Source organism: Nocardioides cavernaquae (assembly GCF_003600895.1).
In the GTDB taxonomy this organism is placed as follows: Bacteria; Actinomycetota; Actinomycetes; order Propionibacteriales; family Nocardioidaceae; genus Nocardioides; species Nocardioides cavernaquae.
Genome location: NZ_QYRP01000002.1, coordinates 2,623,689 through 2,637,339 on the forward strand (window position 1 = coordinate 2,623,689; position 13,651 = coordinate 2,637,339).

Sequence of the window (13,651 nt, forward strand, 5' to 3'; positions counted from 1 at the left end):
CCTCAGCTGCAGCGGGGGAGCCGAAGCTTGCTGAGCGGCACGGCGGCTGCCATCGCCCGATAACCCGCAGCGCTGAAGTGCGGGTGGTCGCCGCCGTCGTACTCCGGACGGAGCCGCGACGGGTCCGAAGGATCGCGCACCGCCTTGTCGAAGTCGACGACGCCGTCGCTGAGGCGCTGGGCACGGATCCACTGGTTCACAGCGACGCGCGTGGGCTCACCGAGGAAGCCGTAGTTGGGCGGCTGGATCGTGCCGTTCTGCGCGGTGAGTGTGCCGAGCAGGATGCGTACGCCGCGGGCATGGGCTGCAGCGATGGCCTTCTTGTAACCCGCGACGAGCTGGTCCCGGGTGGCCAGGAGCTGTCCGATGTCGTTGATGCCCTCGAGCAGGATCACCGTGGTGACACCAGGGCGATCGAGTGCGTCGCGGGTGAAGCGGGACAGCCCGGAGGGACCGAAGACCGGCACGACGGCGTCGTTGAGCAGCATGTTTCCGGAGATGCCGGAGTTCGCAACCGACATTGGCAGACCTGCGTTCTTGATCCGGCGAGCGAGCTGGTCGGGGTAGGCAACGAACTTGTCGATGTTGTCCGCGGAGAGCACGAAGGGGAGCGCCTCGGCCTCCGTGCCGTCGGTGATCGAGTCGCCGAAGGTGACCACGGTGCCGACCCGGTTGCGTGCACGGACGTCCATGCCCGTGAGATACGGGATGCCCTGAGGGAGGGCCGGGACCAGGCCCGGGAGCGGCACGCCGAAGAAGCCACCGGCGCCCATGTCGTGCGTGTGGTTGCCCGACAGCGGCGGGCTCTGCCAGGTGGTCTGCTCGGAGATCGCGTGCTGCGTCGCCGGGCCGGGTGCGCCGACGACGTGGATGCTGACCAGCAGTCGGCGGAAGGTGCCGAAACGGATCCGCACCGGGTCGGTCAGCACCTCGCGGCCCTGCGGGATCACGACGCGTCGGTGGCCGCCGGCGAACGTGATGTTGTGCAGCGTGCCGGCCTCGATCGACGCACCCTTCAAGGTCGGGTGCTGCTTGCCGACCGTCGCATCGCCGAAGGTGACCGGCCCCGAACCGAAGCGGTTGGAGAACCGGAATCGCGCCACGGTCCCACCGCGCAGGGGCGAGACCTGGATGCGGAACGTCTGCTCGATCGGCGGCTGGGAGAGCAGCGCGTCCGAGGGCGCGGCGTACCAGGAGGCGACCCAGTGTCGACCGCTGCACGACGGCAGTGCGGAGTACGCCGCCGGGGTGGGGACGCCGGGCAGGCCGACGACGGTGGTGAGCGTGGACACGACGGCGAGCACGAGACCCGAGAACGACAAGCGGCGCATGGGGGCCTAACGGTGACGCGGCGTCTCGGTTACAGGAGCGCACGATTCGAGAAGCCAGCGACCGGGTGCGCTCCCTAGCGTTGAGGCATCACCTCGGGGCAATTCCCGGGGCAACTCTCAAGGAGACGACGATGTTCAAGCTTTCCACTGCGCAGGTCTGGGTCCACGATCAGGACGAGGCGCTGAAGTTCTACACCGAGAAGCTCGGCATGGAGGTCCGCACCGACGTGACCGTTGCCGAGATGGGCAACTTCCGCTGGCTCACGGTGGGTGTCCCCGGGCAGGACGTCGAGATCGTGCTGATGGCCATCCCGGGTGCGCCGATGCTCGACGAGGCCACCCAGGCCGAGATCGCCTCGCTGACCGCGAAGGGCTTCGCGGGCACGGTCTTCTTCACGACCGACGACTGCCGCAAGTCCTACGAGGAGCTGAGTGCGCGCGGCGTCGAGTTCACCGAGACGCCGGAGGAGCGGCCCTACGGCATCGACGCGGGCTTCCGGGATCCGTCGGGCAACTCGTTCCGGCTGACGCAGGTCGTCGACCTGGTCTGAGGCCACCTCGCTCGCGGCTAGGCTGCACCTCCCGACGAACTGAGGTGCAAACGTGGTCGCGAGCCGAGCTGCTCGAGAGCGGAAGGCCGGCGCTGAGGCTGGCCCGCTGGCGAAGGTCAAGATCGATCTCGCCGACGATGGCCAGTTCGTCTACAAGATCAGCTGCACCGAGTGCGCGGGGCGCGGCCACCTCAAGTGGTCGGCGTACCGGCCCGGCAACGACAACGGCTTCATGGCGTCCATGGACCGCTGGATCTTCCACCTGGTCGAGAAGCACCCGGACTCCGACGCGCCCTGCCTGGCCTACCTCGCGGCCGCTCAGCAACGGCTGCACGAGCGACGCGAGCAGCAGTAGGCATGTACGGGCGTGCGCTGGCTTCCACTGCGTTGGCCTACGCGGTCGTCCACCATCTCGGACTGCTGCCGTCGGGACTCGGCTCGACCGTTGACGGCACGCGCGTCGCGGACTGGCTGGACCTGGCGATTCCGTGGCTGGTGCTCATCCCCGCTGCGCTGACCCTGCAGGCCGCACAAGTCGGACGACGCGTCTGGTGGATCTTCGGCGCGGGCGCGCTGGCCTATGCCAACGGTCACGGCATGCACCTCGCCGCCAACTCGGTGGGCAACATCGATCCCGGTCCCACCGCCCATCTCTGGGACGAGGTCGTCGGCCACTACATCTGGTACGCCGGCGTGGCCGGTCTGCTTGCTGCGCTGGCCATGTCGATGGTGGGTCGCCCGCGGCCGCCGGTCATCGGTTACCTGCTGACGGTGGCGGTCGGGCTGACCTGGGCATCCAACGCGGTGGGCGGCGGCACCGAGTGGTTCAGCCTCGCCGCTTCGCTCGTGGCCGTTTGGTGGGGATGGACGCAGCGGCGCCAGCTCGGCGTCGTACTCCTGGTCGGGTTCGCGCCGGCCGCCGTCATGCTCGTCGGAACACTGGCGGGCATCGGGTGAACGAGCCGTTGAGCTACTCCGACCCCGGTGCCACCGAGGTGGCCGAACCAGTCTGGCGCCGTGCCACGCCCGGCTTTCGCCGGTTCGAGCGCACGGTCGTGATCGGGCAGGGAGACGACTTCTGGGTCGAGGTGTCCTCGCGCATCCTCGAGTGGGGCATCAAGACCCGCAGCGGGTTCTCGATCGAGCCCGCGAAGGGCGACGCACTGCGCGTCCGCGCAGGTGCAGACCTGTCGCTGGTTGCCCATGTCGGCCCGCTGCGGATCCGCGAGCCGGTCCGCATCGTCACGGTGGTTGCGCGGCGCGACCGGTCGGGGTTCGCCTACGGCACGCGTCCCGGTCACCCGGTCTCTGGCGAGGAGGCGTTCGTCGTCCACCGCGGGCCTGACGGGACGGTGTCGCTGACGCTGCGGTCCCTGACCCGGGCGCCTCGCGGGCCGTGGCGCCTGCTCTACCCGATCGCCCTGGTCGCCCAGCGTTTCTACCGTCGGCGCTACTTGCGCGCTCTGCTCGCCTGAGACACGGCGCCAGAGGGCTGGACCGGCCATTTCGGCCCGGCCCGGGCAGCGAGACCGTCGGTACCCTCAGATCGAGTCGCGGCGGGCGGTCAGCCAGGCGTTCTCGGCCGGGTTGCCCGCGAGTCGGATCGCCTCGTCGTACGCCGCGAGGGCAGCGTCGCGACGCCCGAGCCGCCGCAGCAGATCCGCCCGGGTGGCCTGGAAGGCGTGGTAGCCAGCCAGTGACCCGGCAAGCCCGTCCACGAGCGACAGCGCCACCTCAGGGCCGTCCAGCTCGGCCACCGCGACCGCGCGGTTGAGCGCGACCACGGGCGAGGGGTCGATCGCGGCGAGCCGGTCGTAGAGCGCGAGCACCTGACCCCAGTCGGTCATCGTGACGTCGAGGGCGTCGGTGTGCACGGCGTTGATCGCGGCCTGCAGCTGGTAGCGCCCCGGTCTGTTGCGCGCCAGGCAACGCCGCACGATGGCGTGGCCCTCGTCGATCAGGGCTGCGTCCCACAGCCGGCGGTCCTGCTCGTCCAGCGTCACCAGCACGCCGTCGACCACGCGCGCCGGTGAGCGCGCCTGGGTGAGCAGCATCAGGGCCAGCAGCCCGTCGGTCTCGGGGTGGTCGGGCAGCAGCGAGCTGGTCAGCCGCGTCAACCGGATCGCCTCCGCGCACAGGTCCTCGCGCACTGGAACCAGCACGGAGTCCTCGCCCGAGGCGGCCTGAGCCCGGCTGATCGCGCCCGAAGCCAGGTAGCCCTCGTTGAAGACCAGGTAGAGCGCCGCCAGCACCGCACTGATCCGCGACGGCAGATCACCCGCAGCAGGCACCCGATAGGGGATGTGCGCCTGCTTGATCTTCGCCTTCGAACGCGTGATCCGTTGCGCCATCGTCGCCTCCGGCACGAGGAACGCATGCGCGATCTCGGCCACCGAGAGTCCGCCCAGCAGACGCAGGGTGAGCGCGACGCGGTTCTCCGGCGCGAGCGCCGGGTGGCAGCAGGTGAAGATCAGCCGGAGCCGGTCATCGTCGACCGGCCCGGTCTCCTCGGGATCCCTGCGCATCTGTTCGTCCATGAGAGTCGCCTCAGCTTGCTTCGCGTCGCGCCGGCCTTCCCGGCGTACCCGGTCCAGGGCCTTGTTCGTGGCGACCGTGGTCAGCCATGCCCCCGGATTGGGAGGTACGCCGTCGCGCGGCCAACGCTCGACCGCCACCACCAGCGCCTCGGACGTCGCCTCCTCGGCGATGTCGAGGTCGCCGAAGCGACGGGCGAGCGTGGCCACGACACGGCCGTGCTCAGCGCGGAAGACCTGCTCGAGATCGGTCACTCAGCCGGGTCACTCAGTCGGCGGCTCAGGCTGGAAGGGCCGCACCTCGACCCGACCCGCGCACGCCGCAGAGCCACGCTGGGCCCAGTCGAGTGCCTCGTCCAGGTCAGCCGACTCGATGATCCAGAAGCCGCCGAGGAACTCCTTCGACTCCGAGAAGGGGCCGTCGGTGACCAGGGCCTCGCCCTTCGTGTTGTCGACCGTGGTGGCCGACTCGATCGGCTCGAGGCCACCGGCGAAGACCCACTTGCCGGCCTCCTGGACCTCCTTGTTGAAGCGGTCGACCGCCTCGAAGATCGGCTGGAGCTCCTCGGGAGTCATCGACTCGAAGTCCTCGGTGCCGTCGTGGTGAACGGAGAGCATGTACTGCGCCATTGTCCTGGTCCTTTGCGATTGTGGGCGCCGGGCTGATCTTCCGGGTCCCATCCTGTCCTGACACTCACTCCACGAACAGGCGCGGGCCGATACGACAGCCCGCGGAACTTTCTTTTCCGGTCAGTGCGAGTGCGGGGGAACGACAGCGCCCTCGGACGGCTGCACGATCACGAACCCGCGACCACCGAACTGCACCTGGAACGCCTCACCCGAGCCGCGCCCGATCAGTGCACCCGCGGTCGCGGTCGACTTGATGGCGGTCTGCAGGTCGACCGACCAGGCGACCAGCGCGTTGGCGTCCGCGAACGTCGGCGCCTCGGCCGCGTCGAGCACGACCGGGTCGCCCTCGGTCGTGATGGCCACCCAGCCAGTGCCACGCAGCGTGGTGTTGAACAGCCCGCCCGCCACGATCGACCCGCCGCGCACGCGCTCGACATTCCAGTCGAGAGAGCCGGAGAAGGCCAGCACGCTGGCGCCGTTGATGGAGATCCCGCTGTTCTCAAGGCGCAGGATGTGGACCTTCTTCGCGGTGTCCGCGAGGAACACGTCGCCCTGCCCCTCGACCCGCATGAGGGACAGGCCCTCGCCGGTGAGCGCCTTCTTCAGGAAGCGGGCCGCGCCTCCGCCCTGGTAGGTGAAGTTGACCCCGCCCTGGTAGGCCACCATCGCGCCCTGGCGGGCCATGAACGGCTCGGCGACCCGCACGCGGAGCAGCCGGTCGTTCTGCAGGGACGGACCAGGCTCAGTGCTGGTGGTCTCCCCGTAGCGGCCGTCGATCAGGTCGCCGCTGATGGTCCCGGCGAACCCGGCCGCGGACGCGGTGGTCGGCGCGGCTGCCGGGGTCGCAGGCGCGGGCGCTTCCGTGGGGGCCGGATCGGTGGTCTGGACGCCGTCGTCTGCGACGTGTTCGGTCCAGCTGTCGCCGGTCCAGTAGCGGAGTTCGTGCTTGCCGGTCGGGTCCGGGAGCCAGGCTGCTGCAGTCATGGATTCATCGTGCCAGCGCCGCCCCAGAAACGGAGTTCCCGTGCTCGGGCAGAATCGGGCTCGTGACCATCCCGCACGTGAAGTCAGTCAACGTCGGTCAGCCGCGTGCCACGAGTGGCACGCGGGAGCAGCGCACCGCCATCGGTAAGGAGCCGGTCGCCGGTCCGGTCCATGCAGGTCGGTTGGGGCTCCGGGGTGATGCCGTGGGCAGTCCGGACGTCCACGGCGGGCCCGACATGGCCGTCTATGCTTTCGCGCGCGAGGACCTGCACGCCTGGCAGCGCGAGCTCGGGGTCCAGCTCCCGGACGGCTGGTTCGGTGAGAACCTGACCACACTTGGCATCGACGTGAACGCGGCGCTGGTGGGGGAGCGGTGGCGGATCGGAGGTGCACTCCTCGAGATCGCGAAGGTCCGGATCCCGTGCAACACCTTCCAGATCCGGATGGCGGAGGCGGGAGGGCCGACCCGTGGGTGGGTGAGGAAGTTCACTCAGCAGGCCCGGCCGGGGCCCTATCTCCGGGTGCTCGAAGAAGGTGCGATCCGTGCCGGTGATCCCATCGAGGTGGTCCACCGGCCCGATCACGGCGTGACGGTGACCGATATGTTCCGTGCGCTGACGACCAACGTTGAACTCCTGCCGGGGTTACTCGAGGTCGACGGTCTCTCCGAGTCCGTTTTGCGCAAGGTTCGGGACTCCGGTTACTGACCAGTCATCGCGGCGCTACGCTGCCGCCATGCCGATCAACCGCGATGCTTCTTTCCTGGAGACCATGCCGGCCAACCTGGCCGTCCAGTTCCTCGACCGGGCGAAGACCTCGGGTCCCCTCGAGGCCTACCGCTTCCCGGCCGGCAACGGCTGGGAGTCCGTGACCTGGGCCCAGGTCGGGGAGCGCGTCCGCAACCTCGCCGCTGGCCTGATGGCGCTGGGCATCGAGCCCGAGCAGCGGGTCGCCATCCTGTCCGGCACCCGCTACGAGTGGATCGTCGCCGACCTGGCGATCGTCTGCGCCGGTGCCGCGACGACGACCGTCTACCCGTCCACGGGCGGCGACGACACGGCGTACATCCTCGCCGACTCGGGCAGCCGCCTGATCTTCGTCGAGGACGACAGCCAGGTCGAGAAGGTCGCCGCTCACCGCGCGGAGCTCCCGGAGCTGGCCACCGTCGTCAGCCTCACCGGTGGCGGCACTGAGGGAGTCCTCTCCCTGGCCGACCTCGAGAAGCTCGGTGCCGAGCACCTCGCCGCCAACCCGACCGCGATCGACGACCAGGCGACCGCCATCGGCGCCGACCAGCTCGCGACCCTGATCTACACCTCCGGCACCACCGGCAAGCCCAAGGGCGTTCGCCTGCAGCACAAGTCGTGGGTCTACGAGGGCGAGTCGATCAAGTCGCAGGGGATCCTCGACGAGAGCGACCTGCAGTTCCTGTGGCTGCCCATGGCCCACTCGTTCGGCAAGGTGCTGCTCTCCACCCAGCTCGCGTGCGGGTTCGCCACCGCGATCGACGGCCGGGTCGACAAGATCGTCGACAACCTGGGCGTCATCCAGCCGACCTTCATGGGCGCCGCGCCCCGCATCTTCGAGAAGGCCTACGGCCGGATCATCACCACGGTCGCCGCCGAGGGCAAGAAGGGCATCTTCGACAAGGCCTTCGCCGTCGGCCTCGAGGTCCGGGCGCTCCAGGCAGCCGGCAAGTCCGTTCCGCTGCCGCTCAAGCTGAAGTTCAAGCTCTTCGACAAGCTGGTCTTCACCAAGGTGCGCGCGCGCTTCGGTGGCCGCATCAAGTTCTTCATCTCGGGCTCGGCCGCGCTCAACCGCGAGGTCGCGGAGTGGTTCAACGCCGCGGGCCTGGTGATCCTCGAGGGCTACGGCCTCACCGAGACCTCCGCCGGCGCCTTCGTGAACCACCCCGACCAGAACAAGATCGGCACGGTCGGCGTGGCGTTCCCCGGCTCCGAGGTCCGCATCGCCGCAGACGGCGAGGTCCTGATCAAGGGCCCGAACGTCATGGAGGGCTACCACAACCTGCCCGAGGCGACCGCCGAGACGCTGGTGGACGGTTGGCTGCACACCGGTGACATCGGTGAGCTGGACGCCGACGGCCACCTGCGGATCACCGACCGCAAGAAGGACCTCTTCAAGACCTCCGGCGGCAAGTACGTCGCGCCGACCGCCATCGAGTCGCAGTTCAAGGCGGTCTGCCCCTACGTCGCGAACATGCTGGTCCACGGCAACGAGCGCAACTTCGTCTCGGCGCTGATCACGCTCGACCCCGACCTGATCGCGGGCTGGGCGGCCGAGAACGGCCTCGAGGGCAAGTCCTACGCCGAGATCGTCACGTCCGATGCCTGCAAGGCGATGGTCGCCGGCTACGTCGAGGAGCTCAACTCGCGGCTCAACCGCTGGGAGACGGTGAAGAAGTTCGTCATCCTCGAGCGCGACCTCAGCATCGAGTCCGGCGAGCTGACCCCGTCGCTGAAGGTCAAGCGCAAGGTCGTCGAGACCAACAACAAGGAACTGATCGACTCGCTGTACGTCTGAGTCGTCCGGACCGGACAGTTGGCCCGATGCGGTCGTGCGATCAGTCGCGCGGCCGCATCGGCCACATCGAGGCCCGGTAGTCGTCGTACGCCGCGCGGAGCGCCTCGCCCGGCCAGTCCGCAGGCTGGAGCGCCGGCGGGAGGAGCGGGTCGCCCTGCAGGTGCCTGACCATGGCGGCGACGAGGGTGAACCGGTCAGCGGGGGAGTCGAGCGTGCCCGGCAGCGCGACCAGAAGGTCACGCCCGTAGGCCGCCCACTCCTCGAGGTCCCACAGCTCAGCGGCGAGCGTCGCCGGATCGCCGAGGGGCCGGCTCTCGAAGCACTGTGACACGGCCAGCAGCTCGGGTGGCCAGCCGCGACGCAGGTTTGCCGGACGGGTCCAGACGCCTTCGCGCAGCTCTGCGACCCGCATGTCCTGCAGCTGGGCCCGGAGGGCAGCGCGATCTGCGGCGCTCCGGCCCGTCGCGGTCACGATTGCCATCTCCCAGGTGCCCTCCCAGGGTCGGGTCTCGGGGTGGTGCACCTCGTCGACCCGCTGCTGGCGGGCGATGAGCCGCTCGCTGAGCGTGTACGCCGCGTCCTCGCGCAGCAGGTCGCCGCGCGTGACCATGCGGGAGAGCGCGGCCCGCGTGGCAGTCTCGGTGAACCCGAGGACCTCCATCCCGGCAACCAGCGCCGAGGCGTGGAGCGTCGGGGGATGGGTCGCCATCAACGCGGTGAGCACCGCGGAGCGTGCGGACACCGGTCGGAGCAGCGGCTGTGACATACGTCGAATCTTACACACTCGACACGGCTGCAGGAGAAGTGCAATGCTGGCCCCATGCCTGAACTGACACGTCGCGGGGACGTCTTCGTCCTCGACATCAGCAACACCCCCGACGGTGACCACCGCTTCACCTACGACCGGATCGCGGCGCTCGACGCAGCGCTGACCGAGGTCGAGTCGAGCGCCGGTCCGGCCGCGCTCGTGATCACCGCGCAGGGCAAGTTCTTCTCGAACGGCCTGGTCCCTGAGCTCTTCGTCGAGCCTGGCTACACCGCGTCGTACCAGCGGCTCCTGGCGCGCTTCCTCGTGACCGAGCTCCCGACGGTCGGCGCGCTCAACGGACACACGTATGCCGGTGCACTCCTGTTCGCGCTGGCGTTCGACGAGCGCTACGCCCGCACCGAGCGTGGCTTCCTCTGCCTGCCCGAAGCGCAGATCAAGGTCCCGTTCACCACCGGGTTGGCCGCCGTCGTCATGGCCCGCCTGTCGCCCCAGGTCGCCCACCGCGCGATGGTCCTCTCGCACCGCTTCGACGCCGTCTCGGCGCTCGAGGCCGGGCTGATCGATGGGTCGGCACCCGTGGAGGAGCTCCTCGAGACGGCAGTCGCGCGCGCCGCCGAGCTCGCTCCGCTGCGTGGCCCGGTCCTCGCCTCCATCAAGAACGCCCGCTACGCGGGCGTCGTCGACTCATTGCACCGCACCGAACAGCTCACCATCGCCACTGACTCAGAGGGAGCCACCGCATGACCGAGAAGAGCCTCCAGGGACGCACGATCCTCATGTCCGGCGGCAGCCGCGGCATCGGCCTCGCGATCGCCGTTGCGGCCGCGCGTGAGGGTGCCAACGTGGCGATCCTCGCCAAGACCGACGTCCCCGACCCGCGCCTGCCCGGCACGATCCACACCGCCGCGGCGGAGATCGAGGCCGCTGGCGGCCAGGCGCTGGCCATCGTGGGCGACGTGCGTGACGAGGAGTCGGTCGAGGGTGCCGTCGCGAAGACCGTCGAGCGCTTCGGCGGCATCGACATCGTGGTCAACAACGCCTCTGCCATCAACCTGGCCGGCACTGCTGACCTCGCCATGAAGCGCTTCGACCTGATGATGGCGATCGAGCACCGCGGCACCTACCTGCTGACCAGCAAGGCGCTGCCGCACCTGGTCAACGGAGTGAACCCGCACATCCTCTCGCTCTCGCCGCCGATCAACCTGGACCCCAAGTGGCTCGGCCCGCACCCGGGCTACACGCTGGCGAAGTACGGCATGTCCCTGCTGACGCTCTCCTGGGCGGCGGAGTACGCCGAGGCAGGCGTCGCGTCCAACTGCCTGTGGCCCGAGACCCTGATCGCGACCGCGGCCGTGCAGAACCTGCTCGGTGGTGATGCGGCCATCGAGAAGTCGCGCACCCCTGAGATCGTCGCTGACGCTGCCGTCGAGATCCTGAAGAAGCCGTCGCGCGAGGTCACCGGCAACGCGTTCATCGACATCGATGTCCTCCGCGACGCGGGCGTGACCGACTTCAGCAAGTACGGCGGCACGGGCGAGCTCGAGTACGACCTCTTCGTCGACCCGCCGGCCGACGGCTCGCGCCCGGCCTGACTCTCACCCCTGCTCGTACATCAGCGATCGAGGAGTGTCGAGGTGCTCTCCGGTCTCGATCAGCGTCTTGAGACCGGAGAGGATCATCGGCCACCCGCCGTACAGCTCGGCGTTGGCGCTCGGCGGCAGCTGGTCGTGGACCACGGTCAGCCGGCATGACGTCCCGACCGGCTCGATCTCCCAGGTGACCCGGGTGGTCCCCTGCGCGCGGACCTCGTCGCTCCACAGCGCGGTGAAGGTCTGCACGAGCAGGCGCGGGGGATCGACGACCACGTTCTCACCGGAGGCGATCTCCACGCCGGGGGCGCTGGAGCGGTAGCTGGATCCCTGCTCCCAGGACGATTCAGGTGCCATCCCGAAGCTGTACGCCGCGCGCTGGGTCGGGTCGGTGATCGCCTCCCAGAGCCGCTCGGGAGTGGTCTTGATGAATATCTCGAAGACGGCGGTGTCGCCGACAGGCGCGGAGCCGTCCGCGAACGAGACGACCTTGCGGTCCTGGCGGGTGTTCTCCTGCATGGTTCAGTCCTCCAGTTGCTTCTTGAGCTCGGTGACCTTGTCGACCCACGGCTCGGCGTACTTGCTCACCCAGCGGTCCTGGATGAGCCGGATGGGGACGGGATTGAGGAAGTGGAGCTTCTCGCGGCCGCGCTTGCGGGCGACGACGAGGCCGGCCTCCTCCAGCACCTTGAGGTGCTTCATCACGCCGAAGCGCGACATGTCGGTCTGCTGGGCGATGACCTGCTCGAGGGCACGGAGGGTCTGGCCGTCCTCGGCGAAGAGCGCATCGAGGAGCGCCCTCCGGGTCGGATCGGCGAGTGCCTTGAACACGGCGTCCATGACCCCACCATAGGTGACCTTTTAGTCACCTATCAAGGTCAGGGCTGGATGGACAGGACGATGAATGCCGCGAGAAGCACCAGGTGCACGCCACCCTGGAGTGGCTTGGCGCGTCCAGGCACGACAGTCAGGATGCTGACGATGGCGGTCATGAAGAGCAGGACGATCTGCATCGGTTCCAGCCCGAGGTGGAGGGGCCCGTCGAGCCAGATCGAGGCGACCGCGATGGCGGGGATGGTCAGCCCGATGCTCGCCATGGCCGAGCCCAGAGCCAGGTTCAGGCTGGTCTGCACCTTCTCCTGGGCGGCAGCGCGAGTGGCGGCGATCGACTCGGGCGCGAGGACCAGCACGGCGATCACCACACCGACAAAGGCGTGGGGGAAGCCGAGCGCCGCAACCCCGTCCTCGATCGCGTAGGACTCGATCTTGGCCAGTCCGACCACGGACACCAGCGCCAGCATCAGCAGGCCCAGGCTGATCAGCGCCTGCCGGTCCGACGGAGGGTCGGCATGGCCGTCCCCGTCCTCGTCGATCGGCCCGCGACCGCTGGTCACCGGCATGAAGAAGTCGCGGTGGCGGATCGTCTGGGTGAACACGAAGAGGGCGTAGAGCGCGAGCGAGGCGCTCGCGGCAAAGGCGAGCTGCCCGGGCGCGAACTCCGGACCGGAGCTGCTCGTCGTGAACCTCGGCAGCACCAGGCAGACACCGGCGAGGGTGATCACGGTGGACAGCGCCGCGCCGGTCCCCTCCGGGTTGAACACGGCGAGGTGGTGCTTCAGGGAGCTGACCAGCAGGCACAGGCCGACGATGCCGTTGACGCTGATCATCACCGCGGCGAAGACCGTGTCGCGTGCGAGGGTCGAGGTGTCCTCGCCGCCCGAGATCATCAGCGTGACGATCAACGCCACCTCGATCACCGTCACGGCCACCGCGAGCAGCAGCGAGCCGAACGGTTCGCCCACCCGGTGAGCAACGACCTCGGCGTGGTGGACCGCTGCAAGGACTGCGCCGACCAGGAAGAGCGCGATCGCCGCAGCAGCGAGCCCCTTGGGGTGGCTGCCCCAGATCGCGGCGAGCAGCGCGAACGAGGCAAGGGGTACGACTGTGGACCACGAGGGGCGTTGGCGCACGGCAGTCATGGCCAGACCCTACGGGCAGGTCCTCAGAAGCCGAGCGAGGCGGCCTTGAGTGCGGTGACGTGCGCGTCCGGGCCGTCGAAGGAGAGCCCGTGTGTCTGCTTGCGCCCGTAGAGGAAGAGCACGAGCTCACCCACGTCGCCCGACAGCACGACCGGGTTCGCGCCGCGGCGCAGCGTCATCGTGTCGCCGCTGTCGGTGCGTCGCAGGCGCACCGGGACGCCTGCGTTGACCACGAGCGAGCGCCCGAGCACCGGGAGTACCCGCCAGAGGGCGTTGCGCAGCCTGCGCGAGTGGACGCGGGGCTCCCAGCCCGGACGCGCGCGGCGTACGTCTTCGTGGTGCACGAAGAACTCGACCGTGTTCGCCAGGGAGTCGACGCCGGGCAGCGAGAGTGGCGACCAGGCGGTGCGGACGCGGTCGACAAGAGTGGCGAAGTCATGCTCCGCGGTGCGGTCGACCGCGCGGTCGTGGCGGTCTGCGAAGGCGGTCACCACGATGCCGATCCCGTTGTGGGGTTGGCGATCACGCACCACGAGGTGGGCCATGAGGTGCCGCACGTCCCAGTCGCCGCTGAGGGTCGGAGCATCCGGGCCGACCGTGAGCGCCAGGTCGCAGAGCAGCTCGCGTTCGGTCCTGGCAGCGGAAGTCACCGGCCCAGACTAAGCCGGGAAAATCCAGTGGGGAATGTCGGACCCCACTCCTAGAGTTGCGACTTGCGTGAGGGACGGGGTCAAGGACAG

General features: G+C 69.2%; 17 protein-coding genes. 8 read left to right on the forward strand and 9 right to left on the reverse strand.

Annotation, left to right across the window (positions count from 1 at the left end):
* Positions 1-2 precede the first annotated feature (2 nt).
* The gene (locus tag D4739_RS12610) at positions 3-1,331 is read right to left on the reverse strand and encodes a GDSL-type esterase/lipase family protein (protein ID WP_120060942.1); all 1,329 of its coding nucleotides are present in this window, start codon (positions 1,329-1,331) and stop codon (positions 3-5) included.
* Positions 1,332-1,462: 131 nt separating this feature from the next.
* Here D4739_RS12610 and D4739_RS12615 point away from each other — a divergent pair, with 131 nt between their 5' ends.
* From D4739_RS12615 to D4739_RS12630, 4 genes are read left to right on the forward strand one after another with little or no spacing between them, the layout of a single operon-like run.
* Positions 1,463-1,882 carry a VOC family protein gene (locus D4739_RS12615; protein WP_120060943.1) on the forward strand — a complete coding sequence of 140 codons (420 nt, stop codon included), beginning with the start codon at positions 1,463-1,465 and terminating at the stop codon, positions 1,880-1,882.
* A gap of 52 nt (positions 1,883-1,934) precedes the next feature.
* Positions 1,935-2,237 (forward strand): hypothetical protein, encoded by a 303-nt coding sequence (locus D4739_RS12620; RefSeq protein ID WP_120060944.1) that lies wholly within the window; start codon positions 1,935-1,937, stop codon positions 2,235-2,237.
* A 2-nt stretch (positions 2,238-2,239) separates the two neighbouring features.
* Positions 2,240-2,839, forward strand: coding sequence for a hypothetical protein (locus D4739_RS12625; protein ID WP_120060945.1), 600 nt, complete (start codon positions 2,240-2,242; stop codon positions 2,837-2,839).
* Positions 2,836-3,357, forward strand: coding sequence for a DUF1990 family protein (locus D4739_RS12630; RefSeq protein ID WP_220699290.1), 522 nt, complete (start codon positions 2,836-2,838; stop codon positions 3,355-3,357). Before D4739_RS12625 ends, D4739_RS12630 begins: the two co-directional genes overlap by 4 nt.
* Before the next feature lie 66 nt (positions 3,358-3,423).
* On the opposite strand, the gene D4739_RS12635 is transcribed toward D4739_RS12630, so the two are convergent.
* From D4739_RS12635 to D4739_RS12645, 3 genes are all read right to left on the reverse strand, one after another.
* On the reverse strand, positions 3,424-4,671 hold the full coding sequence (locus D4739_RS12635; protein WP_120060947.1) for an RNA polymerase sigma factor: 1,248 nt from the start codon (positions 4,669-4,671) through the stop codon (positions 3,424-3,426).
* A 9-nt stretch (positions 4,672-4,680) separates the two neighbouring features.
* Entirely contained in the window at positions 4,681-5,046 is a 366-nt protein-coding gene (locus tag D4739_RS12640) for a YciI family protein (protein WP_120060948.1), read from the reverse strand.
* A 120-nt stretch (positions 5,047-5,166) separates the two neighbouring features.
* Complete coding sequence (locus D4739_RS12645; protein WP_120060949.1) at positions 5,167-6,030, reverse strand: AIM24 family protein; 864 nt, start codon at positions 6,028-6,030, stop codon at positions 5,167-5,169.
* Between the two features lie 62 nt (positions 6,031-6,092).
* Here D4739_RS12645 and D4739_RS12650 point away from each other — a divergent pair, with 62 nt between their 5' ends.
* The gene (locus tag D4739_RS12650; RefSeq protein ID WP_120060950.1) at positions 6,093-6,737 is read left to right on the forward strand and encodes an MOSC domain-containing protein; all 645 of its coding nucleotides are present in this window, start codon (positions 6,093-6,095) and stop codon (positions 6,735-6,737) included.
* 28 nt (positions 6,738-6,765) lie between these two features.
* A complete protein-coding gene (locus D4739_RS12655) occupies positions 6,766-8,574 on the forward strand; it encodes an AMP-dependent synthetase/ligase (RefSeq protein WP_120060951.1) in 1,809 nt (602 codons plus the stop codon).
* A 40-nt stretch (positions 8,575-8,614) separates the two neighbouring features.
* On the opposite strand, the gene D4739_RS12660 is transcribed toward D4739_RS12655, so the two are convergent.
* Positions 8,615-9,340: a PaaX family transcriptional regulator C-terminal domain-containing protein gene (locus D4739_RS12660; RefSeq protein ID WP_120060952.1), complete on the reverse strand. Its 726-nt coding sequence runs from the start codon at positions 9,338-9,340 to the stop codon at positions 8,615-8,617.
* Between the two features lie 54 nt (positions 9,341-9,394).
* Here D4739_RS12660 and D4739_RS12665 point away from each other — a divergent pair, with 54 nt between their 5' ends.
* Both D4739_RS12665 and D4739_RS12670 read left to right on the forward strand, forming a co-directional pair.
* On the forward strand, positions 9,395-10,087 hold the full coding sequence (locus tag D4739_RS12665; RefSeq protein WP_120060953.1) for an enoyl-CoA hydratase-related protein: 693 nt from the start codon (positions 9,395-9,397) through the stop codon (positions 10,085-10,087).
* A complete protein-coding gene (locus D4739_RS12670; RefSeq protein ID WP_120060954.1) occupies positions 10,084-10,935 on the forward strand; it encodes an SDR family oxidoreductase in 852 nt (283 codons plus the stop codon). Before D4739_RS12665 ends, D4739_RS12670 begins: the two co-directional genes overlap by 4 nt.
* A gap of 3 nt (positions 10,936-10,938) precedes the next feature.
* On the opposite strand, the gene D4739_RS17080 is transcribed toward D4739_RS12670, so the two are convergent.
* The 4 genes from D4739_RS17080 to D4739_RS12685 are packed head-to-tail and all read right to left on the reverse strand — an operon-like array spanning position 10,939 to position 13,561.
* On the reverse strand, positions 10,939-11,451 hold the full coding sequence (locus D4739_RS17080) for an SRPBCC family protein (protein ID WP_220699291.1): 513 nt from the start codon (positions 11,449-11,451) through the stop codon (positions 10,939-10,941).
* 3 nt (positions 11,452-11,454) lie between these two features.
* Positions 11,455-11,772: an ArsR/SmtB family transcription factor gene (locus D4739_RS17085; RefSeq protein ID WP_220699292.1), complete on the reverse strand. Its 318-nt coding sequence runs from the start codon at positions 11,770-11,772 to the stop codon at positions 11,455-11,457.
* 38 nt (positions 11,773-11,810) lie between these two features.
* A complete protein-coding gene (locus tag D4739_RS12680) occupies positions 11,811-12,911 on the reverse strand; it encodes a calcium:cation antiporter (RefSeq protein WP_120060955.1) in 1,101 nt (366 codons plus the stop codon).
* Positions 12,912-12,934: 23 nt separating this feature from the next.
* On the reverse strand, positions 12,935-13,561 hold the full coding sequence (locus D4739_RS12685; RefSeq protein WP_120060956.1) for a TIGR03085 family metal-binding protein: 627 nt from the start codon (positions 13,559-13,561) through the stop codon (positions 12,935-12,937).
* Between the last annotated feature and the right edge of the window lie 90 nt (positions 13,562-13,651).

Coding starts and splice junctions, on each gene's coding strand:
- D4739_RS12640 (WP_120060948.1), bottom strand. CDS start 5,046: ATGGCGCAGTACATGCTCTCCGTTCACCACGACGGCACCGAGGACTTC.
- D4739_RS12670 (WP_120060954.1), top strand. CDS start 10,084: ATGACCGAGAAGAGCCTCCAGGGACGCACGATCCTCATGTCCGGCGGC.
- D4739_RS17085 (WP_220699292.1), bottom strand. CDS start 11,772: ATGGACGCCGTGTTCAAGGCACTCGCCGATCCGACCCGGAGGGCGCTC.
- D4739_RS12625 (WP_120060945.1), top strand. CDS start 2,240: ATGTACGGGCGTGCGCTGGCTTCCACTGCGTTGGCCTACGCGGTCGTC.
- D4739_RS12660 (WP_120060952.1), bottom strand. CDS start 9,340: ATGTCACAGCCGCTGCTCCGACCGGTGTCCGCACGCTCCGCGGTGCTC.
- D4739_RS12680 (WP_120060955.1), bottom strand. CDS start 12,911: ATGACTGCCGTGCGCCAACGCCCCTCGTGGTCCACAGTCGTACCCCTT.
- D4739_RS12610 (WP_120060942.1), bottom strand. CDS start 1,331: ATGCGCCGCTTGTCGTTCTCGGGTCTCGTGCTCGCCGTCGTGTCCACG.
- D4739_RS12665 (WP_120060953.1), top strand. CDS start 9,395: ATGCCTGAACTGACACGTCGCGGGGACGTCTTCGTCCTCGACATCAGC.
- D4739_RS17080 (WP_220699291.1), bottom strand. CDS start 11,451: ATGCAGGAGAACACCCGCCAGGACCGCAAGGTCGTCTCGTTCGCGGAC.
- D4739_RS12655 (WP_120060951.1), top strand. CDS start 6,766: ATGCCGATCAACCGCGATGCTTCTTTCCTGGAGACCATGCCGGCCAAC.
- D4739_RS12645 (WP_120060949.1), bottom strand. CDS start 6,030: ATGACTGCAGCAGCCTGGCTCCCGGACCCGACCGGCAAGCACGAACTC.
- D4739_RS12615 (WP_120060943.1), top strand. CDS start 1,463: ATGTTCAAGCTTTCCACTGCGCAGGTCTGGGTCCACGATCAGGACGAG.